This is a genomic window from Streptomyces mesophilus, from assembly GCF_040300965.1.
GTDB lineage: Bacteria > Actinomycetota > Actinomycetes > Streptomycetales > Streptomycetaceae > Streptomyces > Streptomyces mesophilus_A.
Window position 1 is genome coordinate 77,518 of the sequence record NZ_JBEPEW010000010.1, and the last position, 22,374, is coordinate 99,891.

The 22,374-nt window shown below is 69.7% G+C and carries 24 protein-coding genes and 1 pseudogene; 13 read left to right on the forward strand and 12 right to left on the reverse strand.

What is annotated here, in order from left to right:
* Positions 1-123 precede the first annotated feature (123 nt).
* Complete coding sequence (locus ABT367_RS06315) at positions 124-1,521, forward strand: YibE/F family protein (protein WP_352250143.1); 1,398 nt, start codon at positions 124-126, stop codon at positions 1,519-1,521.
* Between the two features lie 55 nt (positions 1,522-1,576).
* Here ABT367_RS06315 and ABT367_RS06320 read toward each other — a convergent pair whose 3' ends face one another.
* From ABT367_RS06320 to ABT367_RS06335, 4 genes are all read right to left on the reverse strand, one after another.
* Positions 1,577-2,008, reverse strand: coding sequence for an SsgA family sporulation/cell division regulator (locus tag ABT367_RS06320; protein ID WP_165333457.1), 432 nt, complete (start codon positions 2,006-2,008; stop codon positions 1,577-1,579).
* Positions 2,009-2,255: 247 nt separating this feature from the next.
* Positions 2,256-2,969: an IclR family transcriptional regulator gene (locus ABT367_RS06325; RefSeq protein ID WP_352250181.1), complete on the reverse strand. Its 714-nt coding sequence runs from the start codon at positions 2,967-2,969 to the stop codon at positions 2,256-2,258.
* Between the two features lie 282 nt (positions 2,970-3,251).
* A complete protein-coding gene (locus tag ABT367_RS06330) occupies positions 3,252-3,467 on the reverse strand; it encodes a DUF5326 family protein (RefSeq protein WP_165333456.1) in 216 nt (71 codons plus the stop codon).
* A 159-nt stretch (positions 3,468-3,626) separates the two neighbouring features.
* On the reverse strand, positions 3,627-3,944 hold the full coding sequence (locus ABT367_RS06335) for a cupin domain-containing protein (RefSeq protein ID WP_352250145.1): 318 nt from the start codon (positions 3,942-3,944) through the stop codon (positions 3,627-3,629).
* An 82-nt stretch (positions 3,945-4,026) separates the two neighbouring features.
* Between ABT367_RS06335 and ABT367_RS06340 the strand changes: the two genes are divergently transcribed.
* The 5 genes from ABT367_RS06340 to ABT367_RS06360 all read left to right on the forward strand — a co-directional run bounded on the left by ABT367_RS06340 (position 4,027) and on the right by ABT367_RS06360 (position 7,804).
* Positions 4,027-4,404 carry a phage holin family protein gene (locus ABT367_RS06340; RefSeq protein WP_352250147.1) on the forward strand — a complete coding sequence of 126 codons (378 nt, stop codon included), beginning with the start codon at positions 4,027-4,029 and terminating at the stop codon, positions 4,402-4,404.
* Between the two features lie 3 nt (positions 4,405-4,407).
* Positions 4,408-4,920 (forward strand): low molecular weight protein-tyrosine-phosphatase, encoded by a 513-nt coding sequence (locus ABT367_RS06345; RefSeq protein ID WP_352250149.1) that lies wholly within the window; start codon positions 4,408-4,410, stop codon positions 4,918-4,920.
* A complete protein-coding gene (locus ABT367_RS06350; RefSeq protein ID WP_352250151.1) occupies positions 4,917-6,089 on the forward strand; it encodes a cystathionine gamma-lyase in 1,173 nt (390 codons plus the stop codon). Before ABT367_RS06345 ends, ABT367_RS06350 begins: the two co-directional genes overlap by 4 nt.
* 236 nt (positions 6,090-6,325) lie before the next feature.
* Positions 6,326-7,231 (forward strand): LysR family transcriptional regulator, encoded by a 906-nt coding sequence (locus tag ABT367_RS06355; protein ID WP_352250153.1) that lies wholly within the window; start codon positions 6,326-6,328, stop codon positions 7,229-7,231.
* A gap of 90 nt (positions 7,232-7,321) precedes the next feature.
* Positions 7,322-7,804, forward strand: a complete 483-nt coding sequence (locus ABT367_RS06360; protein ID WP_352250155.1) for an NUDIX hydrolase — start codon at positions 7,322-7,324, stop codon at positions 7,802-7,804.
* 22 nt (positions 7,805-7,826) lie between these two features.
* Here ABT367_RS06360 and ABT367_RS06365 read toward each other — a convergent pair whose 3' ends face one another.
* Both ABT367_RS06365 and ABT367_RS06370 read right to left on the reverse strand, forming a co-directional pair.
* Positions 7,827-9,233 carry a globin domain-containing protein gene (locus ABT367_RS06365; RefSeq protein WP_352250157.1) on the reverse strand — a complete coding sequence of 469 codons (1,407 nt, stop codon included), beginning with the start codon at positions 9,231-9,233 and terminating at the stop codon, positions 7,827-7,829.
* A 403-nt stretch (positions 9,234-9,636) separates the two neighbouring features.
* Positions 9,637-10,269 carry an HAD family hydrolase gene (locus ABT367_RS06370; protein ID WP_352250158.1) on the reverse strand — a complete coding sequence of 211 codons (633 nt, stop codon included), beginning with the start codon at positions 10,267-10,269 and terminating at the stop codon, positions 9,637-9,639.
* A gap of 75 nt (positions 10,270-10,344) precedes the next feature.
* Between ABT367_RS06370 and ABT367_RS06375 the strand changes: the two genes are divergently transcribed.
* Complete coding sequence (locus ABT367_RS06375; RefSeq protein ID WP_352250160.1) at positions 10,345-10,914, forward strand: DUF2269 domain-containing protein; 570 nt, start codon at positions 10,345-10,347, stop codon at positions 10,912-10,914.
* 5 nt (positions 10,915-10,919) lie between these two features.
* Positions 10,920-11,789, forward strand: a complete 870-nt coding sequence (locus tag ABT367_RS06380) for a GNAT family N-acetyltransferase (protein ID WP_352250162.1) — start codon at positions 10,920-10,922, stop codon at positions 11,787-11,789.
* Between the two features lie 1,111 nt (positions 11,790-12,900).
* Here the strand turns inward: ABT367_RS06380 and ABT367_RS06385 are convergent.
* Entirely contained in the window at positions 12,901-14,112 is a 1,212-nt protein-coding gene (locus ABT367_RS06385) for an MFS transporter (protein ID WP_352250163.1), read from the reverse strand.
* Positions 14,113-14,264: 152 nt separating this feature from the next.
* On the opposite strand from ABT367_RS06385, the gene ABT367_RS06390 reads away from it, so the two are divergent.
* Both ABT367_RS06390 and ABT367_RS06395 read left to right on the forward strand, forming a co-directional pair.
* The gene (locus ABT367_RS06390) at positions 14,265-14,723 is read left to right on the forward strand and encodes a MarR family winged helix-turn-helix transcriptional regulator (RefSeq protein WP_352250165.1); all 459 of its coding nucleotides are present in this window, start codon (positions 14,265-14,267) and stop codon (positions 14,721-14,723) included.
* Positions 14,724-14,758: 35 nt separating this feature from the next.
* Positions 14,759-15,211, forward strand: coding sequence for a GNAT family N-acetyltransferase (locus ABT367_RS06395; RefSeq protein ID WP_352250167.1), 453 nt, complete (start codon positions 14,759-14,761; stop codon positions 15,209-15,211).
* 136 nt (positions 15,212-15,347) lie between these two features.
* On the opposite strand, the gene ABT367_RS06400 is transcribed toward ABT367_RS06395, so the two are convergent.
* The gene (locus tag ABT367_RS06400) at positions 15,348-16,673 is read right to left on the reverse strand and encodes a serine hydrolase domain-containing protein (protein ID WP_352250169.1); all 1,326 of its coding nucleotides are present in this window, start codon (positions 16,671-16,673) and stop codon (positions 15,348-15,350) included.
* Between the two features lie 299 nt (positions 16,674-16,972).
* Here ABT367_RS06400 and ABT367_RS06405 point away from each other — a divergent pair, with 299 nt between their 5' ends.
* Together ABT367_RS06405 and ABT367_RS06410 are read left to right on the forward strand one after the other, a co-directional pair.
* Complete coding sequence (locus ABT367_RS06405) at positions 16,973-17,557, forward strand: TetR/AcrR family transcriptional regulator (RefSeq protein WP_352250171.1); 585 nt, start codon at positions 16,973-16,975, stop codon at positions 17,555-17,557.
* Between the two features lies 1 nt (position 17,558).
* Positions 17,559-17,924, forward strand: a complete 366-nt coding sequence (locus tag ABT367_RS06410) for a VOC family protein (protein ID WP_352250173.1) — start codon at positions 17,559-17,561, stop codon at positions 17,922-17,924.
* A gap of 21 nt (positions 17,925-17,945) precedes the next feature.
* Here ABT367_RS06410 and dnaB read toward each other — a convergent pair whose 3' ends face one another.
* Positions 17,946-19,418 carry a replicative DNA helicase gene (gene dnaB / locus ABT367_RS06415; RefSeq protein ID WP_352250175.1) on the reverse strand — a complete coding sequence of 491 codons (1,473 nt, stop codon included), beginning with the start codon at positions 19,416-19,418 and terminating at the stop codon, positions 17,946-17,948.
* A 459-nt stretch (positions 19,419-19,877) separates the two neighbouring features.
* Here dnaB and ABT367_RS06420 point away from each other — a divergent pair, with 459 nt between their 5' ends.
* Positions 19,878-21,215 (forward strand): MATE family efflux transporter, encoded by a 1,338-nt coding sequence (locus ABT367_RS06420; RefSeq protein ID WP_352250177.1) that lies wholly within the window; start codon positions 19,878-19,880, stop codon positions 21,213-21,215.
* Positions 21,216-21,432: 217 nt separating this feature from the next.
* Here ABT367_RS06420 and rplI read toward each other — a convergent pair whose 3' ends face one another.
* From rplI to ABT367_RS06435, 3 genes and pseudogenes are all read right to left on the reverse strand, one after another.
* On the reverse strand, positions 21,433-21,879 hold the full coding sequence (gene rplI / locus ABT367_RS06425) for a 50S ribosomal protein L9 (RefSeq protein WP_165331413.1): 447 nt from the start codon (positions 21,877-21,879) through the stop codon (positions 21,433-21,435).
* An 18-nt stretch (positions 21,880-21,897) separates the two neighbouring features.
* Positions 21,898-22,134 carry a 30S ribosomal protein S18 gene (rpsR, locus tag ABT367_RS06430; protein ID WP_006381652.1) on the reverse strand — a complete coding sequence of 79 codons (237 nt, stop codon included), beginning with the start codon at positions 22,132-22,134 and terminating at the stop codon, positions 21,898-21,900.
* A gap of 58 nt (positions 22,135-22,192) precedes the next feature.
* Positions 22,193-22,374 (reverse strand): annotated as a pseudogene (locus ABT367_RS06435) (single-stranded DNA-binding protein); the annotation flags it as partial.

Genomic DNA, 22,374 nt, shown 5'->3' on the forward strand with positions numbered 1-22,374 from the left:
CGGAGGTCAGCGCCCTCTCAGCCCGGTGCTCCGAGCTCCCGCGTGTGCAAAGGTGCCCCCACGCTAGCGTCATGTCGGCCACGCTGAACAGAGGGCCCCTGTCGTTCTTGCGATGATCGGTCGGTGACCACCACGCCTCAGCCACCTCAGCAGCCGCCTCAGCCCCCGCGTCCCCCGGAGCAACCGCCGGAGGGCCACGGCCATGGGCACAGCCACAGCCATGGCCCGGCCGCCCCCGTCTCCAAGCATCTGCGCAAGGTGATCGCGGCCGTCCTGATCCCGTTCGCCACGGCGGTCGTCGTCGGGCTCGCGATCCTGTGGCCCGGCGGTACGCCCGAGCACAAGCGCACCGGCGTGGGCTTCGACCGCCAGACGTACGCGGCGACGGTCACCGATGTGCAGCAGGTCGACTGCAAGGACGTCAACGCCTCCCAGGTCCCGCCGACCGGTGACACCTCGACCGCCGAGGGCAACTCCGCGCAGCAGCAGGCGACCGGGGAGTGCAAGAAGGCGACGGTCGAGGTGACGGACGGTCCCGACAAGGGCCGAAAGTTCACCGAGATCGTCCAGCCGGACGCGCCACGGCAGTTGGAGGAGGGGCAGGAGGTGGTGGTCGCCTACGCCCCCGACGCACCCGAGGAGCTCCAGTACTCGGTGACGGATGTGAACCGCGGCACCCCGATGTGGCTGCTCGCCGCGATCTTCGCGGTGGCGGTGGTCGTGGTGGGCCGGATGCGCGGGGTGATGGCGCTCGTCGCGCTGGCCGTGAGCTTCGCGGTCCTCACCCTGTTCATCCTGCCGGCGATTCTGCAGGGCTCGAATCCGCTGGTGGTGGCGGTGGTCGGGGCCAGTGCGATCATGCTGCTCGCGCTGTACATGTGCCATGGACTGACCGCCCGTACGTCGGTGGCGGTGCTCGGCACGCTGATCTCACTGCTCCTGATCGGGCTGCTCGGCTCGCTGTTCATCGGCTGGGCCTCGCTGACCGGCAACACGGACGACAACACCGGTCTGATCCATGGCCTTTATCCCGATATCGACATGAGCGGTCTGCTGCTCGCGGGCGTCATCATCGGTTCGCTCGGTGTGCTCGACGACGTGACGGTCACCCAGACCTCCGCCGTCTGGGAGCTGCACCAGGCCGATCCGTCCATGAGCGCACGGCAGTTGTACCGCGCGGGTATCAGGATCGGCCGCGATCACATCGCGTCGGTGGTCAACACCCTGGTCCTCGCTTACGCGGGCGCCGCGCTGCCCCTGCTGCTGCTCTTCTCGATCGCCCAGTCCAGCGTGGGGACGGTGGCCAACAGCGAGCTGGTGGCGGAGGAGATCGTACGGACCCTTGTGGGCTCGATCGGCCTGGTGGCGTCCGTACCCGTGACGACGGCGCTGGCGGCGCTGGTGGTGGCGAAGGACAAGGGGCCGGGCGCGGCGGCAACCGGTCCGGAATCCCTGACCTCCACGGGCCGGATGAAGGCCGTCAAACTGGGCGGGGGCAGCGGTCGGCGGCGCAAGAAGTAGGCCCGTACGAGGTGCCGATCCCGTACGAGAGGGCCGATCCCGTACGAGAGGGCTCTCAGCCCGTGCTGTCCGCCAGGATGCGCCCCAGCGCCTCGTCGAGATGCGTGTCGAAGTCGGCGAGCGCGCGCTCCTGGCCGAGCGGGACGAGCCGGTCCGTACGGTCGAGGAAGGCGATCAGCGGCGCGATGGAGACCTTGAACAGGGCCTGATCGGTCCCCACTTGGAGCCGGATCAGCGCGTCGCTCAGCGGGTCGCTGCCATGCGGTGCGATGTGCACATCGCCCTCACCGCAGGGCCCGTTGACTCCGTCGACCAGCAGCTCGCGGCTGAACGCCCAGGTCACCGGGGCGTCTCCGGGCAGATGGAAAGTCAGGCGCACGGCATAGGGGTCACGCGTCTCGTACCGGAGCTCCACCGGGATGCGAAAAGAGAGCTCCTCGGAGACGAGAAAGCTCATCATGACCTCTGCGTGTACGGACTCGCGCATCGCCTACCCCGTCGTCTGCCGCGTCTTGAGTTGGGCCCGGAACCGTGTACCAAGTTTCACGTCCAGGAATCATCTTCCTGATGCTCCTGGCAGTTTGCTGAACGTACTCATCGGATCACAAGGAGTGAGTTTTCAGATACTGATACGCCACGCGCCGCACCCGTACAAGCACTCGCCAGGGCACTTCGGAGGGTGACACGGGCGGTGGTTCCGTAAAGCGTGAGGTCCGCGGGCCGAACCCGCGGCCTCACAGGCTGATCGAGAACGCCAGCGATCCCAGCTTGCGCCCCACCTCCGCCTGCAACTGCCGTGCCGCGGGCAGCAGTCGGCCCGCCTGGTGCGCGGGAAGCGAGATCGCGATGGTGGCGGCGGTCGAACCGGCCGTGATCGGGATGGCGGCGCAGACCTGGCCGAGCGCGTACTCCTGCCGCTCGACCACCGGCTGCATCCGGGGCAGGGCGGCGAGCCGGCGCAGCAGGGTGCGCTCGTCGCGTACGGAGTACGGGGTGACCGGCTGGACGGGATGGCGCGCGAGATGGTCGCGCCGGGCCTCGTCGTCCAGCTGGGAGAGCAGGCACTGGCCGATCGCATGGGCGTGCGCGGTCTGCCGGAAGGCGGCCCACTCCTCGACGGCTCTGTTGCCCGGGCTGTCGGCGACGGACTCGATCTCGACCTCGCCGTCGCGGTAGACCGCGAAGTAGACCGGCACACCGATCACATCGCGCCAGTGCTCCATGACCTCGCCGATCATGGCGCGACGTTTCTCCTTCGCCCCGTTGCTGGCAAGGCGCTCGGCCGCGTCACCGAAGACGAAGACCCCCTTGTCGCGGCGCAGATAGCCCTCGTGGGCCAGGGTGCGCAGGAGGTGGTACGCGGTGGGCAGGGGCAGTCCGGCCTCGCGGGCCAGCTGCTTCGCCGGGGCGCCGCCGGCATGCGCCGCGACCGCCTCGAGCAGGCGCATCGCCCGCTGTACGGACCCGATCAGGGTCGGCGCGGGCGAGGCGGTCGAGGCGGCGGGGGTCGGGGCGGTGACGGATTCTGCCGAGGCCACGGTGCACTCCCCAGGCGCGAGGGATCCCCCGCCTGTGGGGTGCGGGGGTGGGCGGTCCGATCGCGCGGGGCCAGGGCCTGTCGCCCCGCGTCGGTTTCCGGACTTTAACGGCAGCGGACCTGATGTGCAGGCCCTGGCCGGAAACTTCCCTCGCGCGAGGGAACCGGATGCCGGTTCACCCCACCGGGAACGTCACCACTCGCTACGCGAAGACGCGCTCGAGTCCTTGAACTTCCGTACGAGATAGATGAGTCCACCGACCAGGGCGGCGAAGACCAGAACCTTGAAGAGCAGGCCGACGACGAAGCTGACGAGCGTCCACAGGACGCTGCCGAACACCACGAGGGCGATCACCGGGATCGCGATCCACTTCACCCACCACGGCATCCCCGCGAGTATCTCCTTCATGGCGTCCTGCCTTTCTGCCCCGGCCGATCTCCGGCCCGGATTCCTGGGACCTCCCTGTGAGCTCCTGCCTCGATGCTAGGCGGACGGGGGTGCCCAGCGGGGCCCTCGCAGCCCTTGTCCTTCCCTGAAGCACCCCCTAGGGGCGGGCCTGGTCCGGCCTCAGCCCTCGGGCGGTGAGAACACCACGAGAACCCGCAGATCCTCGCTGATGTGATGGAACTTGTGCGGCACTCCGGCGGGCACATGGACCACGCTCCCGCGCGCCACGGTCGTCGTCTCCATGCCCACGGTGAGCGAGGCCCGCCCGCTCACCACGAGGTAGACCTCGTCCTGCTGATGCGGCTGCTGGGGATCACTCTGCCCGGCGTCCAGGGCGTACAGCCCGACGGACATGTTCCGCTCGCGCAGAAACTGCAGGTAGGCCCCGTCATTGGCGGCCCGCTCCGCATCGAGCTCATCCAGTCGGAACGCCTTCATACCCGTCTGCTCCCCTGCCCGCCGTACACCTGGTGCCGCACGCCGGTGCCCGGCCGCGATCACGTCTGCCACGATCAGACACATGAAGAATTTCGTAGTCAAGACGATCGCCAATTCGGCCGCCCTCGCTGTGGCCATCTGGCTGATCGACGACATCACGCTCCCCGGCAACAGCACGCCCCGCAAGGTGCTCACGCTGATCCTGGTCGCGCTGGTCTTCGGCCTGGTCAACTTCCTGGTCAAGCCGATCGTCAAGCTGCTGACGCTCCCGCTGTTCATCCTGACGCTCGGCCTGATCACCCTCGTGATCAACGCCCTGATGCTGCTGCTGACCTCGTGGCTCGCCGACAAGCTGGATCTCAGCTTCCATGTCGAGGGCTTCTGGACGGCCATCGTCGGCGGCCTGATCATCAGCATCGTGTCCTGGGCGATGCACATGGTCCTGCCGGACAAGGACTGACGCGTGGCGGCGTATCCGGAGGGCGCCTTCCGCGTCTGCTTCGTCTGCACCGGCAACATCTGCCGCTCGCCGATGGCCGAGCACGTCTTCCGCTCGTACGTGGCAGAGGCCGGCCTCGACGGTCTGGTCGAGGTGGACAGCGCGGGCACGGGCGGCTGGCACGAGGGCGACGGGGCGGATCACCGCACGGTCGCGGTCCTCGAGGAGAACGGCTACGGCAGCGAGCACGCCGCCCGGCAGTTCCAGACCGGCTGGTTCGCCCGCCTCGACCTGGTGATCGCCCTGGACGAGGGCCATCTGCGCGATCTGCGCCGCCTGGCCCCGACCCCGGCGGACGCCGCCAAGGTGCGGCTGCTGCGCGCGTACGACCCGGGCGCAGAAGGGGACTTGGACGTCCCTGATCCGTACTACGGCGGGCGGGACGGCTTCGACGCCTGCCTGGAACTGGTCGAGGCGGCCTGCCCGGGCCTGCTCTCGGCTGTGCGGGGCGCGCTCGGTGAGAGGGGGGCCGCATGAGCGGGGATGTGGATCCCGAGGGCATACGTGAGCCGAAGGACGGGCTCGGGGAGAGCACACGGGCGCTGCGCGCCGGTCTCCCCGAGCCCGTTCAGTTTCAACCGCCTTTTCCCGGGCCGGTGTTCACCTCGCATTACCACCTGGCCGGCGATCCGACCGGCCCGTACACCTACGGCCGCGACGAGAACCCCACCTGGAGCCTGCTCGAGCGGGCCATAGCCGAGCTCGAGTCCCCCGCGGACTCCCGTGCGCAGGCGCTCGTCTTCGGCTCCGGGATGGCCGCGGTCAGCGCCGTCCTGTTCTCGCAGCTGCGCGCCGGTGACGCCGTGGTGCTGCCGTCGGACGGCTACCAGGCACTCCCTCTCGTACGGGAGCAGCTCACCGCGTACGGCATCGAGGTCCGCACCGCCCCGACGGGCGGCTCCGGTGACGCTCAGCGTGCGCTCCTCGACGGCGCCCGGCTCCTTTGGCTGGAGACGCCGTCCAACCCCGGGCTCGACGTATGCGATATCCGCGCCCTCGCCGAGGCAGCGCACGCCCAAGGTGCGCTGGTCGCCGTCGATAACACCCTGGCCACTCCGCTCGGCCAGCGCCCGCTCGACCTCGGCGCGGACTTCGCCGTGGCCGCCGCGACCAAGGGCCTCACCGGGCACGGTGATCTGCTGCTCGGCTGTGTGACCTCGCGCGATGCGGCACTGCTCGAGCCGGTACGGCGGTGGCGGAAGATCGTCGGGGCGATTCCCGGGCCGATGGAGGCCTGGCTCGCCCACCGCTCCCTCGCCACGCTCGAGCTGCGGCACGCGCGGCAGTGCGCGAACGCCCTCACTCTGGCCGAGGCGTTGAGCACCCGGGCCGAGGTGTCGGGGCTGCGTTATCCGGGGCTGCCCGGCGACCCCTCGTATGCGGTCGCGGTCCGGCAGATGCGGCGCTTCGGCAGCGTCGTGTCCTTCACGCTCGGCTCGCGGGCGCGGGCCGAGCGCTTTCTCACGGCGCTGCGGCTGGTCGACGAGGCCACCAGTTTCGGGGGCGTACGGTCCACCGCCGAGCGCCGTGGACGGTGGGGCGGGGATGCCGTTGCGGAGGGCTTCATCCGCTTCTCGGTGGGCGCGGAGGACCCGCAAGATCTGGTGAGGGATGTGCTGCGCGCGCTGGAAGTGTCGTCCGCCTAGTACGCCGCTCACTGCCACGCAGTACCCCGGCTACGTACAACGGACGGCCCGAGCCTCCCCCCTCGTGGCTCGGACCGTCCCGGTTCTGCGCGCGAAGAACCGCTCGAATAAGGCTAGTTGACTCTGTGTCAGTGTCCAATCACGGTAGCGACAGCGACCTATCGACTTATTTATAGTTGGGCGGGTCCGGGCGCCGCGCGAGAGCGGTCCGCCCGGCCGTGAGGGGGAGGGGACGCATGGATCTGGCCCTGCTGCGGACGTTCGTCACGGTGCACCGGGCCGGTTCCTTCACCCGCGCCGCCGCACTCCTCGGGCTCTCGCAGCCGGCGGTCACCTCACAGATCCGCACCCTGGAGCGGCAGTTGGGCCGCCCGCTGTTCTTACGGCAGGCACGGGGTGTGACCCCCACCTCGATCGGCGACGAGCTCGCGCACAAGGCCGCGCCCCATCTGGACGCGCTGGTCGAGATAGCCGAGAGCGGGATCGCCGAGGAGTCCTCCGTACGCACGCTCCATCTGGCCGGACCGCCCGAGTTCACCGCCGAGCGCGCGCTGCCCGCGCTCACCGCCCTGACCGGCGAGGACGGTCAGGGCTTCACTCTGCGGGCTTCGTTCGGCACAGCCGAGGAGACCTTGGAGGGCCTGGCCGCCGGTCATCACGATCTCGCCATCTCCGCGGCCCGGCCACGCGGCAGGCTGCTGACCGCCACGGCGCTCTGCGACGAGGAGCATGTCCTGGTCGCGGCGCCTTCCTGGCAGCAGAAGCTCGGTGCCGGCGCGATACGCCGCCATGGCGCGCTCGCCCTGGAAGGCCTGCCGGTCGTCGAGGTGCATGAATCACTGCCGCTGGTCGCCCGCTACTGGGCGGCCGTCTTCGACACCCGGCCCGCCACCGCGGGCACCGTGGTCGTCCCCGATCTGCGGGCCGTGCTCGCCTGCGCCGCCGCGGGCGCCGGGTTCGCGGTGCTGCCGCGCTACCTGTGCCAAGGCGCCCTGGAACGCGGCGACGTGGTCGCGCTCCTCGAACCGCCGGTGCCTCCGCTGCGCACGTACTTCCTGGTCGTCCGCACCGGCACCCTCGCCATGCCGCATATCGCGCGGGCGCACGAGTGGCTTCTGGGGGCGGCAACCGACTGGTGCTGAGCGCCGGCGGACCGGCCTCGAGCCCCGGCTCGGGACGCTTCAGGACTTCCGTCGTGTTTCACGTGGAACATGACGGGCCACATTTCCACCATGACCGTCCGACCCGTGGTCAAGCGCACCGCACGAGCCGTCCTGCTCGACGACGACGACCTGATCCTCATCAAGCGCACCAAGCCCGGCATCGATCCCTACTGGGTCACGCCCGGCGGGGGAGTCGAGGCCGGGGACGCGACCGTGGTCGACGCCCTGCACCGCGAGGTGTACGAGGAGCTGGGCGCCAAGATCACCGATGTCGTGCCCTGCTTCGTGGACACCGTCGAACACATCGGGGCCGACGGCGGGGCCACCGGCGTGAAGGTGCAGCACTTCTTCGTCTGCCACCTCGAGTCCATGGACCCCTCGCTGCGGCACGGCCCGGAGATGGAGGAGGGCATCGGCGAGTACGAGATCGTCAAGATCCCCTTCACCCGGGTCGGGATCGCCTCGGTCCATCTCGTACCGCTGTCGCTGCGGCACTATCTCGACGGCAACATCGAGGGCGTACGGGCGATGCACGCGCCCGACCTGGGCTGAGCACTCCGCACGTCACGCGAGGTCAGTGCGCCGCGGCGACCAGTTCCTCGAACTCGTCATGCCGTATGCGCTCGGACGGTATCCCCGCACCGAGCAGCGCGTCGATACCGTTGCGGATCATGCCGGGCGGCCCCGACAGATAGGCGTCGTACTCGTTCCACGGCCCGTAGTCGCGTACGGCGTCCGGCAGTTGGACATGGTGCCGGTCCAGGCGGTCCACGACGGGACGTACGGCCAGCCACGGATGGGACTGCTGCAGCCGGAGCATGGTGTCGATGTCATAGAGGTCGTGATCGCTGCGGGCGCCGTAGAAGACCTCCACGGGCCGGCGCTCGCCGTGTTCGGCTACATCCTCGATCAGGGCCTTGATGGGCGCTATGCCGGTGCCGCCGCCGAGGCAGAGCATCCCGTTCTCGGTGGTGTGGTCGACCGTCATGGTGCCGGCGGGCGGCCCCAGACGCAGCGTGTCGCCGGGCCGGGCGCGGTGCACCAGGGCGTTGGAGACCCAGCCGGCCGGGACGGCCTTCACATGGAAGGAGAGCAGCCCGTCGGTCCGCGGCGCGGAGGCGAAGGAGTAGTGCCGCCATATTCGCGGCCACCAGGGGGTCTCGAGGCTGGTGTACTGCCCGGCGAGGAAGGGGTACGGCTGGTCGGGCCGGACCGTCACCACCGCTATGTCGGGGGTGCGTTGATCATGCGAGACCACCTCGGCGTACCACCAGGGCGGCGACTTCCGCTCGTCCTCGGCCGCGGCGTCGATCATCACCTGAGAGATGGTGGTGTACGCGCGGACCCAGGCGGCCTCGGTCTCCGCGTTCCAGCTGTCGGTGGCGTAGTGGCTCAGGGCGCCGAGCAGGGCCTCGCCCACGGCCGGATAGTGCTCGGCATGCGTGCCGTACTTGCGGTGGCCGCGGCCGAGGTGCTGGAGATACGTGACCAGGACCTGCTTGTTGTCGATGTGCTCGGCAGCGGTGAGCAGCGCCTTGAGCAGCCGGTCGCGCTGGGTGTCCATCGAGGCGGGGAACATGCCGCGCAGGTGCGGGTGGTTCACGAAGAGCAGCGCGTAGAAGTACGAGGTGACCTTGTCGGCGATGGGGCCGATCTCGGCCATGGTGCGCTGGATGAGCTGGGCGTCCGGTGAGGGGGCGGGCCGGGGTGCCGCGGGCCTGGGGGTGCTGGGTTCGGGGGCCTCATGCTGGGGCGCCGTGGGGTGGGAAGCCTCGGGCTGGGGCGCCATGGGGTGGGAAGCCCCGGGCTTGGGCGCCGCGGGCTCGGCGGTGCGGGCCTCGGGCGCACCGGCCTCGGGAGCGGCGGCGGTCGGGGCGGCCGGCTCAGGGTTCGGCGGGCTTACGGGCTTGTGCGGGGTGAACCAGCCGCCGCCCTCACCTGAAATGCCGTTATCGGCCGACGTGGTGGTCGGAGCGTCCATGTTGTGCCTCGCCTCGAACATCTTTCGGTCGGTCTGTGCACTTCCCTGACGGAAGTTGCGCGATATTCCCCGCTCTGCATCACATGTGCTGTGTCACACGTCGCTCTGCAGCAATGCGGCCGCCGCATTCACCTCCGGACATACCGTCATTACCGACGCACCGGTGAAAGTGATATAGGCCGCAGTCCCGCCACGGCAGCGTGGCATGCATTGCGTGGACATCGGACAAATAGCGGGAAGTCCGGGTAACCGATCCCTCCATGACGTTAGGCTGCAGTGACCTGCGTGCCGGGAACCACAAGGGGCCTGGCACGAACCGGAGTCGACCATACCGGCCGCGCTCCCCCGCACAAGCCCCTTCCCCTGTTCGCGAAATTCGACTACTACTCACCGGTAATTTCCCTTACGGAACCGGCTTCACGATTTCGCAAGCCTCACGCAGATCACGGCCCGTATAGGCATGAGTGGCCAGTTGAGCCACGTGATGATCCGCATTCACGGCCACCGAGACAGGCACCGCGGCGAACAGTTCGGCATCCGAGCGTGAGTCGCCGTACGCGACGCAGTCGGTTCTGGCCAGCCCGAATGATTCACAGAGCGCGTCCGCGATCTTCACTTTTCCTCCAGCATCGAGAATGCCGGCGGGATCGACAGGTGAGGTGAACGGCACATTCGGAAAGACCGAGCCGTGTGCCGCATGCGCTCCCCAGCCGAGCAGTCGCTCCACGAAGAACGAGGGCGACAGCGACACCACCGCCACGTACTCCCCGCGCGCCCTGATCGTGGCCCAGGCCTCCTCGATACCCGTCAGCCAGGGCGCCCCCTCGAAGGCGGCCGTCACATCGGCGACGGTCAGCTGCGCCCAGAGTTCGCGCACATGCACCGCGTACTCCACCGGGCTGAGCCGCCCGGCGACGAAGGTCCGTTCGATCTCGGCAATCTCGGCACCCAGGCCGAGCTGCCGGGAGATCTCCACGGGGGCCGCACTGCCGTGGAGCAGGGTCCCGTCCAGGTCGAAGAGGTGAAGGCGTGACATACGCCGACGCTAGTACGCGCGGTTACTCCCGCTGTCAGACGACCCGGGTCCGGCCTCGGCGGCACTGTGTTTCACGTGAAACTAAGCCGCCCCGCACGCCGGGCCACCCTCGTCGTCCATGTCGCCGCCGCTGCCGGCTGGCTCGGGCTCACGCTCGGGCTGCTCGCCCTGGCCACCGCGGCGATCACCACCGATTCCGCGGCCACCACCGAGGCCGCGGTCCGCTCGATGAAGATCTTCGCGGACTGGCTGGTGCTTCCGCTGGCGCTGCTCACGCTGCTCAGCGGAGTGCTGCTCTCGCTCGGCACCCCCTGGGGTCTCGCGCGGCACCGGTGGGTCTACACCAAGTTCTGGCTGACCCTGGCCACGACCACGGCCTCCACCTTCGCGTTGCGCCCCGGAGTGACCCACAACGCCGCGGTCGTCTCCGCGGGCGGAGCGCTCCCCGACCCCACGGACCTGATCATGGGCCCGATCGTCTCCCTCTCCGCGTATCTCTTCATGACCGTGATCTCGGTGCTCAAGCCCTGGGGTCTGACGAAGCGCGGCCGCAAGCACCGCGCTGGCTCGGCGGAGCGTGGCCGAAAGCACGGCCCCGGCTCCCGGAAAGCACTGGACGCGAAGGCAGTCCGTCAGCCAGCCTGACCTGCGTGTCGACACCTTCCCTTGCTGACCTGCCCGTACGCCGCCTCACCCCACGCGATATGCCTCTCTGTGCGGACCTCTCCGAGGACCGTGGATGGCCGCGTGAAGAACACAAGTGGGGCCTGCTTCTCTCCGCCGGACAGGGCTACGGCATCGACGACCCTGCGGGTGGCCTGGTGGCCGCCTGCACGGTCATGTCGTACGGCACGTCGGAGCAGCCCGAACTGGCCGCGATCGGCATGGTGTTGGTGGCTCAGCGGCACGCCCGGCAAGGTGTGGGGCGGCGGCTGATGAAGGAGGTGCTCGCGCTCCTTGAGGGCTCTCCGGTCACGCTGCACGCGACGCCGAACGGTCAACCGCTGTACGAGGAGCTCGGTTTCAAGACAATCGGCCGCGCCGAGATGGTGCGCGGCCTCTTTCGCGCCTCGGGCCCGGCGCCGGCCGTCCCCACACGCGCGGCCACGGCGGAGGACCTCCCGGCGCTGCTCCGCCTGGACGCCGAGGTCTTCGGCCCGGACCGCACCCATGTCCTCACACGCCTGCCGGCCTTCGCCGACCAGCTGCGGGTGGCGGAGTCGCCCTCCGGTGAACTCCTGGGCTACGCGGCCGCCTGGCCCAACATGGAGACCCACGTCATCGGCCCACTGATCGCCCGCGACACGGAGACGGCGAAGTCCCTGGTCGCCTCCCTGGCGGCGCACACCGACCGACCGCTGCGCACGGACATCGACGTCCGCCACGAGGAGCTCCTCACCTGGATCAAGTCCCAGGGCTTGGAGCCGGTGGCCTTCAACGCGGTGATGACGTACGGCATCCCAGAACTCCCCGGCGACTGGCCCCGCCGCTTCACACCGCTGACGGTGGCGGCGGGCTGAGCCCGGGGGCTCGGGGGCGGGCTGTGTCCGGGGCTCGGGGGTGAGCTGTGTCCGGGGCTCGGCGGCGGGTTGGGTCCGGGGGGCCTGGCGGGCTGAGCCCGGGGCTCGGCGGCGGGCTGAGTCCAAGGCTCAGCGGCGGGTTGGGTCCGGGGGGCCTGGCGGGCTGAGCCCGGGGACCTGCCATCGGGCCACGCCCCGGCCCGTCACGGCGCCTCCCGAGGCCTGCTGTCGGGGTTCTGCTGCGTCTGCCTCTTACCGCCGGTGCGGCGTTTGCGCGTGCGGTTTCGTCGTGGGTCGGGGCCGGGGTGGGGTGCTTGCTCATTCGGGCAATGGCACCGTCTCCGCGAAGGGTTGCCGTTGTCGTCGGGGGTGCCCGAATGACAATGCACCCCACCCCGTCCCCTTCCGCCGGTACGCGGCTGACGGCCGGTGGGGGTGCTGGTCCACCCCGCGGGTGGGTGGGGTCCGTTCCGCCGTCGCACGTCTGCGGCTTTCGTTCGGCATCCGGGGGTGCAAGGGGCGGAGCCCCCGCCAGAGCCCGGCCAGTCAACGGACCCGCTTCCCCACCGCACCCCGTCCGCCGTCGCGCGTTGCGGCTTTCGTTCGGCATCCGGGGGTGCAAGGGGCGGAGCCCCCGCCAGAGCCCGGCCAGTCAACGGACCCGCTTCCCCACCCCACCCCGTCCGCCATCGCGCGGCTGCGGCTTCGTGCCGCACCCAGGGGTGCAGAGGGCAGAGCCCCCGCCCAGGCCCAACCAGTCAACGCGCCCTTCCCACCCCCCCGCCCCCTTCCGCCGTCGAGCGGCTGCGTCCCGCATCCGGGGGTGCAGGGGGCGGAGCCCCCGCCAGAGCCCCCGTCGCCAACGAACCCACTTCCCCGCCCCCCCCCGCCGTCGCACGGCGGCGGCAATCAACCAGCCCGTCCGGCGCTTGAGGACATCCGAACGAAGTTCGGATGCCGGGGCCTGGGGCGAAGCCCCAGTTTCGGGAAGGGGCGGGTAGGGGAAATCCCGCCCGCCGCAGGCGCCACCCACCCGCACCCGACATTGTTCAGGTGTACGAGAGGGCTGAACCCCCGTGAGGAACAGCCTCGTTGAGGCCGGCCGGACCGGTCAGCGCCGAGCAGCCGCCACAGCCGAAGCCGCCGCCGAGCCGCTCGCGACCACCCGTCCCACCGACCCGGCCCGCCGCTCGAGCCCGGCCGAGACGAAGGCGAGGACCAGCGCGGAGGCGGCAAGCAGCGCACCCACCCAGTTGGGCGCCGTGTAGCCGAGCCCGGCCGAGATGACCACGCCACCGAGCCACGCGGCGAGCGCGTTGCCGAGGTTGAAGGCGCCGATGTTGACGGCGGAGGCCAGCGTCGGCGCCCCGGCGGCCTGATCGAGCACCCGCTTCTGCAGCGGCGGAACCGTGGCGAACCCGAGCGCACCGACCAGCGCGATGGTCACCGCCGCCGCGATCTTGTTGTGCGCGGTGAGGGTGAAGAGCGCGAGGACGACGGCAAGGGCGCCGAGCGAGACGTACAGCATCGGCATCAGCGCCCGGTCGGCGAACTTGCCGCCGACGAGGTTGCCGCCCACCATGCCGAGCCCGAACAGGACGAGCAGCCAGGTCACGGAGGAGTCGGCGTAGCCGGCGACATCGGTCATCATCGGCGTGATGTAGGTGATCGCCGCGAAGACACCGCCGAAGCCGAGCACGGTCATCGCCATGGCCAGCAGCACCTGCACATTGCGGAACGCGGCGACCTCATGCCGCAGCCGTACGCCCCCGGGCTTGGGCAGATCCGGCACCAGCCTGGCCACACCGAGCAGCCCGACGACACCGAGCACCGCGACGATCCCGAAGGTCACGCGCCAGCCGAGGCTCTGCCCGACGAGGGTGCCGAGCGGGACGCCCACGACATTGGCCACCGTCAGACCGGTGAACATCATCGCGATCGCACCGGCCTTCTTCTCCGGCGCGACCAGCTCGGCAGCGACCACGGAGCCGATACCGAAGAACGCGCCGTGCGCCAGGGAGGCGACGACCCGGCCGGCCAGCATGACGCCGAAGGCGGGGGCCAGAGCGGAGAGCACATTGCCCACGATGAACAGCCCCATCAGGAGCATCAGCATCCGCTTGCGCGAGATCTTGGTGCCGAGCGCCGTCATCAGCGGGGCGCCGAGGACCACACCGAGCGCATAGCCCGTGACGAGATAGCCGGCGAGCGGAATGGAGACATCGAAGTCCGCCGCGACCTCGGGCAGCAGACCCATGATCACGAATTCGGTGGTGCCGATCCCGAAGGCCCCGATCGCCAGGGCCAGGAGTGCGAGAGGCATGAGGGGTTCACCTTCACAGGAGGATGCGCCGTACTGTTGCTTCGGCGCCTTACGAGCGTTCACAATAGTTGCAGACGCTGGTTAATTGCAAACGCGGGCTATTGCATCCGTGCCCTATCCTGGTGAACAGCAGTGCCCGAAGGGAGAGAGCCATGACCGCGACCGACCCCGCGATGACCGCCCTCGCGCAGAGCTGGTGCGCGCTCTCGCTGCTCCACGGCCAGATCGAGACCCGTATCGAGAAGGCGCTGCAGAGCGCCCACGACCTCAGCGTCCGCGAGTACTCACTGCTCGACGTACTGAGCCGGCAGCACAGCGGCCCCGGCGGTCATCTGCAGATGAAGCAGGTCGCCGACGCGGTGGTGCTCAGCCAGAGCGCGACCACCCGCCTGGTGGCCCGCCTCGAGGACCGGGGTCTGCTGACGCGCTACATCTGCGACACCGACCGCCGCGGTATCTACACCGACGTCACGGAAGCGGGCCAGGCGCTCCTGACCGCGGCCCGCCCCACCAACGACGGCGCCCTGCGCGAGGCCCTCGACGAGGCGGCCCGCGACCCGGAACTGGCCCCCCTTGTCCGGGCCGTCGAAGAGCTCAAGGTGCCCGCGTAGTACGCCGCTTGGGGCCGCTGCATAGGGTCGGCCCCATGAGCGATCTCGAGATCCGTCCCGCCTCCCTGGAGGACATCCCGGCCATCGTCGCCATGCTGGCCGACGATCCGCTGGGCGCCCAGCGGGAGTCCCCCGACGACCTCACCCCGTACCGCACGGCCTTCGACCGCCTGGCCGGCGACCCGAACCAGCATCTGATGGTCGCGGCCCGCGCGGACAAGGTCGTGGGCACACTGCAGCTGACGGTGATCCCGGGCCTCTCCCGCCGTGGTGCCACCCGCTCGGTCATCGAGGGCGTACGGATCCACGCGGACGAGCGCGGCAGCGGACTCGGCACCCGGCTCATCGAGTGGGCGGTGGATGAATCCCGGCGCCAGGGCTGCCAGTTGGTCCAGCTCACCTCGGACGCCACCCGCACCGACGCCCACCGCTTCTACGAGCGGCTCGGCTTCGAGCCCTCCCACGTGGGCTTCAAGCTGGCGCTGTGACCCGGTTCGGGGTCGTGTTTCACGTGAAACACGACCCTGAACACCTCACGACCCTGAACACCTCACGACCCTGAACACCTCACGCCCCTGAACGCCTCACGACCCGAGCACCGCAAACCCCCGAGCACCTCACCGCCTACGGAAGCTTCAGCCCCCGCCAGCCCTCCGGATCCACCCCGCCGGGCACCGGCGCCCCCGTGTCGTACGGCTCCCGCGTGAACACGAACGACCCGAGGTCGAGATGGCTGACCGTCCCGTCCGGCCGCCGTACCGCCCGCAGCGTCTCACCCGCGTAGTACCCGCCGAGCCCGGTCCAGGTCCCGTCCTCCTCGGCCCGGAACCGCGAGGACCGCCCCTTGCCCTGCAGCGGCCCCAACTCGATCCCGTCGGCGAGCACCCGCAGCCCATAGCCGCTCGTGCCCCAGTACCAAGGACCCGCCAACTCCAGGACGCGCGGCTCGATTTCGGGCAGCGGCCGCCACGGCTCGGGGAAGCGGGGTTCGGCATCGGCCACGATCCGTACGAGATCGGTGGCGAGCGCCCCGACCAGCGGCCCGGACGTGCAGTTGGCCAGCGCGACCGCGGCGAGCCCCTCCTCCACGCTGAACACCAGGCAGGCCAGAAACCCCGGGAGCGACCCGGTGTGCCCGGCCAGCGAGCGCCCGTCGCGCCGGAACAGCTGCACCCCGAGCCCGTACCCGCCCTCCCAGTCCCCGTCCTCCGGCGGAGCCGCGGGCGCGCGCATCTCCCGTACGGTCTCGGCGCTCAGCACCCGGTCGTCCCCCTGCGCGAGAAAGACCGCGAACCGCGCCAGATCCCGTGTCGTGGACCACAGTTGACCGGCCGGCGCCATCAGACCGAGATCCTCGACCTGTTCGGGCATCATCACATCGGCCCAAGGGTGCACGGCCCAACCGCCCGCCGCCGGCGCCTGCGCCGTGCCGGAGGTCCGCGTGAGCCCGAGCGGTTCGAGCACCTCGCGCCGCAGCACGTCCTCCCACGGAGCACCGCGCAGCTTCTCGACGAGGGCGCCGAGCACCGTATAGCCGGGGTTGGAGTAGTGATACCGCCGCCCCACGGGATGCCGGAACGGCCTCTCGCCGAGCACATCCCCGAGCTCCGGCCGCTCGGTCCCCGGCGTCCGCTCCCACCAGGCACCGGGCGTCTCGGCCGCCAACCCGCCGGTGTGGGCGAGCAGTTGCCCGACGGTCACGTCACCGATCCCCGTATCGGGCAGGTGCTTCTCGACCGGATCCCCGAGCTCGAGCAGCCCTTCGTCGCGCAGCCGCATGACCAGTACGGCGGTGAAGGTCTTGGTGATCGATCCGATCCGGTACTGGACGTCACCGTCGGGCCCGTGCCCGTCGACCGACGTTGCCGCCCCCTCCCACACGACCTCCCCGTCCCGCACCACGGCGGCCACGACGGAGGGCGCCCGGCCCTCGGACTGGGCGACGGCCACACGGTGGTGAAGGGCGCGGCGGGTGGAGGGGAGGAGCGGGGCAAAGGCGGCTCGCGGGTCTTCGGGGGTACGAGGGTCTGCGCTGAAACCAGTTGACGTCATGCGCCCAGTTCATCGTGCGGCGGGGACGAGGTCGAGCCGATTTCCCCGCAGCGGTCACGCAGTACTCCTGAGCAGCCCCGAGGGCCGAGGGACTTGACGGAGTGAGTGCTCACTCCGCACCATGGCGAGACAGCCGCCCCGCCGAAAGGCAGTCCATGACCCCGCCTCCGCCCCCGGCCAAGAAGCGCGCTCCCGCCATGAGCCCGGAGCAGCGTCGCACCATGCTCGTCCAGGCCACGATCCCGCTGGTCATCGCCTACGGCCGGGCCGTCACGACCCGCCGGATCGCCCAGGCGGCCGGGGTGGGCGAGGGCACGATCTTCCGGGTCTTCGCGGACAAGGACGAGCTGCTCGACGCCTGTGTGACCGCGGTGCTCGGCCCCGGCAACACCCTCGCCGAACTGGCCGCGATCGACCTCGCCAAGCCCTTGCCCGAGCGCCTGACCGAGGCCGCCGAAGCCCTGCGAGCCGATCTGGACCGTATGGGCGCGGTCCTCGGCGCGCTTCACACCCCGGGCGCCGCACGGCCTCAGCCCCGAGCCGGCCGTGAGCAGCCCCGACTCCCCGACCGCGCCGCTGCCATGGCCTCCACCCGGGACGCCCTGGCCGACCTCTTCGCCCCCGAACGCGACGCGCTGCGCCTCACCCCCGAACGCACCGCTCAGCTCTTCCTCGGCCTGCTGCTCACCGAGGTCGCGGGCGGCGGCGAGCCTGGCGACACCACGGAACTCGTCGACGTATTCCTGCACGGAGCCCTGACCCCCGACACCGGAAAGGCCTGAGATGCCGATCAGCCTCAACCACACCATCGTCGAGGCCCACGACAACGGCCGCGAGGCCCGCTTCTTCGCCGACATCATGGGCCTGAACTATGCGGGCCCCGAACGCCACTTCGCCCCGGTCCGCGTCAACGGCTCCCTGACCCTGGACTTCCTCACCGTCGACCGCCCCACAGGACACCACCTGGCCTTCGACGTCGATCCCACGACCTTCGACGCCGTCCTGGGCCGCCTGCGCAGCGCCTCGATCCCGTACGGCAACGACCCCCGCACCCCCGACAACGGCCGCACGGACCATCCCCTGTGCGCCCGCGGCCTCTACTTCACGGACGAGGCAGGCAACCTGTACGAGCTCATGTCCCCCGCGTAAGGCGCCCGTTCAGCCCGAAGCTCAGGTCTGCGCCATGTCCACGAAACGCGAGTAGTGGCCCTGGAAGGCCACGGTGATCGTCGCCGTCGGACCATTACGGTGCTTGCCCACGATGATGTCCGCCTCGCCCGCGCGCGGGGACTCCTTCTCGTACGCATCCTCACGGTGCAGCAGGATCACCATGTCCGCGTCCTGCTCGATGGAGCCGGATTCACGCAGGTCGGAGACCATGGGCTTCTTGTCCGTACGCTGCTCGGGGCCACGGTTCAGCTGCGAGAGCGCGATCACCGGGACCTCGAGCTCCTTCGCGAGGAGCTTGAGGTTTCGCGACATGTCCGAGACTTCCTGCTGACGGGACTCGGAACGCTTCGAGCCACCGGCCTGCATCAGCTGCAGATAGTCGATGATCACGAGGCGGATGTCATTGCGCTGCTTGAGCCGGCGGCACTTGGCGCGGATCTCCATCATCGACAGGTTCGGAGAGTCGTCGATGTAGAGCGGGGCAGCGGAGACCTCGGGCATACGGCGCGCAAGACGCGTCCAGTCCTCGTCGGTCATCGTGCCGGAGCGCATGTGGTGCAGCGCGACCCGCGCCTCCGCGGACAGCAGACGCATCGCGATCTCGTTGCGTCCCATTTCCAGGGAGAAGATGACGCTCGGCAGATTGTTCTTGATCGAGGCCGCACGCGCGAAGTCGAGTGCCAGCGTGGACTTACCCATGGCCGGACGGGCCGCGATGACGATCATCTGGCCCGGGTGCAGACCGTTGGTGAGCGAGTCGAAGTCGCTGAACCCGGTGGGCACACCGGTCATCTCGCCGCTGCGGGAGCCGATCGCCTCGATCTCGTCGAGCGCGCCTTCCATGATGTCGCCGAGCGGGAGGTAGTCCTCGCTGGTGCGCTGCTCGGTGACGGCGTAGATCTCGGCCTGGGCGCTGTTGACGATCTCGTCGACATCGCCGTCGGCCGCGTATCCCATCTGTGTGATCTTGGTGCCGGCCTCGACCAGGCGGCGCAGGACCGCGCGCTCATGGACGATCTCCGCGTAGTACTCGGCATTGGCCGCGGTCGGGACCGTCTGCACCAACGTGTGCAGATACGGAGCGCCGCCGACCTTCGTGATCTCACCACGCTTGACCAGCTCGGCCGCGACCGTGATCGGGTCGGCCGGCTCCCCCTTGGCGTAGAGGTCGAGGATCGCCTGGAAGATCGTCTCGTGCGCGGGCCGGTAGAAGTCATGGCCCTTGATGACCTCGACGACATCGGCGATCGCGTCCTTGGACAGCAGCATGCCGCCGAGCACCGACTGCTCCGCGTCGAGATCCTGCGGCGGTACGCGCTCGAAGGCCGAACCACCGTCCCAGCCGCTGTCGCGACCGCGCTCGTGCTGATCATCGCGACCGCGGCCACCGTTGGCACGCTGACGGGAAGCAGGCAGACGATCACCCGGACCGCTGTCGGCCCACGGGTCGTCCAAGGGCTCGGAGATACTCACCGGGCCACCTCCTCCCGTCCGCCGAGCGGACCTCGCCATGCCCTCATTCCTACGGCACGACACTGACAAAAAAGAGGCCCGACTCCGCTTCTGACGCGAGAGATCCACAGGGTTTTCGAGGCAGGAGACCAGACGCGGGCGCCGCACCACGGTAGGGCCCCTGGCACCGTCAGCCAATCTGGTTATCCACAGGCACTGTGGATAGTGGACCCGATGCTGTGGAGAACCCCGCCAATCCTGTGCACGGGCCGGTGGACAGTCCTGTGAACAAGCCCTCAAGGTCTTCTACAAACAGCGCCTGACCTGCAGCTTCCTTGTCCACCCGCTGTGCAGAGAAAAAACTTCCCCAGTCGGACCAAGATCAGAACAAACGGTGCGCCACGATCCGCCCGACGAGCAGCGATGTAATAGCTGAAGGCTACTTGCGTCCATTACCTGTGGAAGATTAGATTGGTGCTCATGACACAGGCTCCTCCGACCCCCAAGGCTGCCCGCCGGGCACACGACCGCGAGATCATCGCGCTCGCCGTCCCGGCCTTCGGCGCGCTTGTCGCCGAGCCGCTCTTCGTGATGGTGGACAGCGCCATCGTGGGTCATCTCGGCACCGCTCAGCTCGCCGGTCTGGCGGTCGCCTCGAGCCTGCTCCTCACTGCCGTCGCCATCTTCGTCTTCCTCGCGTACGCCACCACGGCGGCCGTCGCCCGCAGAGTCGGCGCCGGAGACCTCCCGTCGGCGATCCGCCAGGGCATGGACGGCATCTGGCTGGCGATACTCCTCGGCGTCGCCACCCTGGCCGTCGTCCTGCCCACCGCTCCCGCGATCGTCGATCTGCTCGGCGCCTCCGACACCGCGGCGCCCTACGCCATCACGTATCTGCGGATCTCCGCGATCGGCATCCCGGCGATGCTCATCGTCCTCGCCGCGACAGGCGTCCTTCGCGGACTGCAGGACACCAAGACCCCGCTGTACGTGGCCATCGCGGGCTTCGCCGCCAACGCCGCCCTCAACGCGGGCCTCGTCTACGGCGCCGACCTCGGCATCGCCGGCTCCGCCTGGGGCACGGTCCTCGCCCAGTACGGAATGGCGGCCGCCTATCTCGTCGTCGTGGTGCGCGGAGCGCGCCGCCATGGCGCCTCGCTGAAGCCCGACGCCGCCGGCATCCGGGCCTGCGCCCAGGCCGGAGCGCCGCTGCTGATCCGTACGCTGTCGCTGCGCGCGATCCTGATGATCGCCACCGCCGTGGCCGCCCGCCTGGGCGACGTCGAGATCGCGGCGCACCAGATCATCCTGTCGCTGTGGAGCCTGCTGGCCTTCGCCCTGGACGCCATTGCCATCGCGGGCCAGGCCATCATCGGTCGCTATCTGGGCGCTGGCGACGAGGAAGGCGCCCGAGGGGCCTGCCGACGGATGGTGCAGTGGGGGATCGCCTCCGGAATCGTGCTCGGACTCCTGGTCGTCGCGACAAGCCCGCTGATCCTGCCGCTGTTCACCGGCGACACCACGGTCCATGACGCCGCACTGCCGGCGCTGATCGTGGTGGCCGTCTCCCAGCCGATCTGCGGAATCGTCTTCATCCTGGACGGCGTCCTGATGGGCGCGGGCGACGGGCCCTATCTGGCCTGGGCCATGCTTGCCACCCTCGCCGTCTTCACCCCGGTCGCCCTGCTCGTCCCCGTCTTCGGCGGCGGCCTGACGGCGCTCTGGTTGGCGATGACACTGATGATGGCCGTCCGCATGCTGACCCTGTGGACCCGCACCCGCTCGGGCCGCTGGATCGTCACAGGCGCTACACGCTGACCCCAGCTGTCCGGGCACACTCAGCCCGTCCGGCAAACCCAGCCCCTGCCGCGCTTGAGCAGATCCGTACGAAGTTCGGATGCGGGGGCGCGTGGGCGGAGCCCTACGGCTGACGTTTCACGTGAAACGCCAGCCCGACCCATGCTGCCGCACATGCGGAAGGGGCCGCACCCGAAAACGGGTACGGCCCCTCCAGGCACTGAAAGCCAGCGCAGCGTTACGCGGCGACGACCTCGATGGTCACCTTGGCGGCAACCTCGGGGTGCAGACGCACGGACGCCTCGTGGGCACCGAGCACCTTGATCGGCGCGCCCAGCTCGATACGACGCTTGTCGACGTCGGGGCCACCGGCAGCCTTGATCGCCGAGGCGATGTCGGCCGCGGTCACGGCACCGAAGAGACGACCGGCGTCGCCGGAGCGCGTGGCAAGGCGAACCTTGACGCCCTCGAGCTGGCCCTTGACCTGGTTGGCCTGCTCGATGGTCTGGATCTCGTGGATCTTGCGAGCGCGGCGGATCTGCGCCACGTCCTGCTCGCCACCCTTGGTCCAACGGATAGCGAACTTCCGCGGGATCAGGTAGTTGCGGGCGTAGCCGTCCTTGACGTCGACGACGTCGCCGGCAGCGCCGAGGCCGGAGACCTCGTGGGTGAGGATGATCTTCATTTTCCGGTCACCCTTCCCTTATCGCGCGGTGGACGTGTAGGGCAGCAGCGCCATCTCACGGCTGTTCTTGACGGCCGTGGCGACGTCACGCTGGTGCTGCGTGCAGTTGCCGGTCACGCGGCGGGCACGGATCTTGCCGCGGTCGGAAATGAACTTCCGCAGCATGTTCGTGTCCTTGTAGTCCACGTACTGGACCTTGTCCTTGCAGAAAGCGCAGACCTTCTTCTTAGGCTTGCGCACAGGCGGCTTCGCCATGGTGTTTCTCCTGTGTGATCAAGAAGTTTGGGTAAGCCCCAACCTTTGGCCGTGAGGCCTAGAAGGGGGGCTCGTCCGAGTAGCCGCCACCGGAGCCGCCGGAGCTTCCGCCCCAGCCGCCACCGCCGCCGCCCTGCTGCTGACCGCCGCCGGCCGGCGCACTGGTCGCCCAGGGGTCGTCGGAGGGAGCTCCGCCGCCCTGAGGCTGACCGCCACCGGAGCCACCGCCCCAGTTGCCGC

Excerpts from the sequence above, each read along its gene's own strand:
- ABT367_RS06410 (WP_352250173.1), top strand. The coding sequence starts at position 17,559 with ATGCCGATCAGCCTCAACCACACCATCGTCGAGGCCCACGACAACGGC.
- ABT367_RS06395 (WP_352250167.1), top strand. The coding sequence starts at position 14,759 with ATGAGCGATCTCGAGATCCGTCCCGCCTCCCTGGAGGACATCCCGGCC.
- ABT367_RS06360 (WP_352250155.1), top strand. The coding sequence starts at position 7,322 with ATGACCGTCCGACCCGTGGTCAAGCGCACCGCACGAGCCGTCCTGCTC.
- ABT367_RS06390 (WP_352250165.1), top strand. The coding sequence starts at position 14,265 with ATGACCGCGACCGACCCCGCGATGACCGCCCTCGCGCAGAGCTGGTGC.
- ABT367_RS06335 (WP_352250145.1), bottom strand. The coding sequence starts at position 3,944 with ATGAAGGCGTTCCGACTGGATGAGCTCGATGCGGAGCGGGCCGCCAAT.
- ABT367_RS06405 (WP_352250171.1), top strand. The coding sequence starts at position 16,973 with ATGAGCCCGGAGCAGCGTCGCACCATGCTCGTCCAGGCCACGATCCCG.
- ABT367_RS06350 (WP_352250151.1), top strand. The coding sequence starts at position 4,917 with ATGAGCGGGGATGTGGATCCCGAGGGCATACGTGAGCCGAAGGACGGG.
- rplI (WP_165331413.1), bottom strand. The coding sequence starts at position 21,879 with ATGAAGATCATCCTCACCCACGAGGTCTCCGGCCTCGGCGCTGCCGGC.
- ABT367_RS06370 (WP_352250158.1), bottom strand. The coding sequence starts at position 10,269 with ATGTCACGCCTTCACCTCTTCGACCTGGACGGGACCCTGCTCCACGGC.
- ABT367_RS06385 (WP_352250163.1), bottom strand. The coding sequence starts at position 14,112 with ATGCCTCTCGCACTCCTGGCCCTGGCGATCGGGGCCTTCGGGATCGGC.
- rpsR (WP_006381652.1), bottom strand. The coding sequence starts at position 22,134 with ATGGCGAAGCCGCCTGTGCGCAAGCCTAAGAAGAAGGTCTGCGCTTTC.
- ABT367_RS06325 (WP_352250181.1), bottom strand. The coding sequence starts at position 2,969 with ATGCGCCTGCTCGAGGCGGTCGCGGCGCATGCCGGCGGCGCCCCGGCG.
- ABT367_RS06420 (WP_352250177.1), top strand. The coding sequence starts at position 19,878 with ATGACACAGGCTCCTCCGACCCCCAAGGCTGCCCGCCGGGCACACGAC.
- ABT367_RS06355 (WP_352250153.1), top strand. The coding sequence starts at position 6,326 with ATGGATCTGGCCCTGCTGCGGACGTTCGTCACGGTGCACCGGGCCGGT.
- ABT367_RS06340 (WP_352250147.1), top strand. The coding sequence starts at position 4,027 with ATGAAGAATTTCGTAGTCAAGACGATCGCCAATTCGGCCGCCCTCGCT.
- ABT367_RS06320 (WP_165333457.1), bottom strand. The coding sequence starts at position 2,008 with ATGCGCGAGTCCGTACACGCAGAGGTCATGATGAGCTTTCTCGTCTCC.
- ABT367_RS06330 (WP_165333456.1), bottom strand. The coding sequence starts at position 3,467 with ATGAAGGAGATACTCGCGGGGATGCCGTGGTGGGTGAAGTGGATCGCG.
- ABT367_RS06365 (WP_352250157.1), bottom strand. The coding sequence starts at position 9,233 with ATGGACGCTCCGACCACCACGTCGGCCGATAACGGCATTTCAGGTGAG.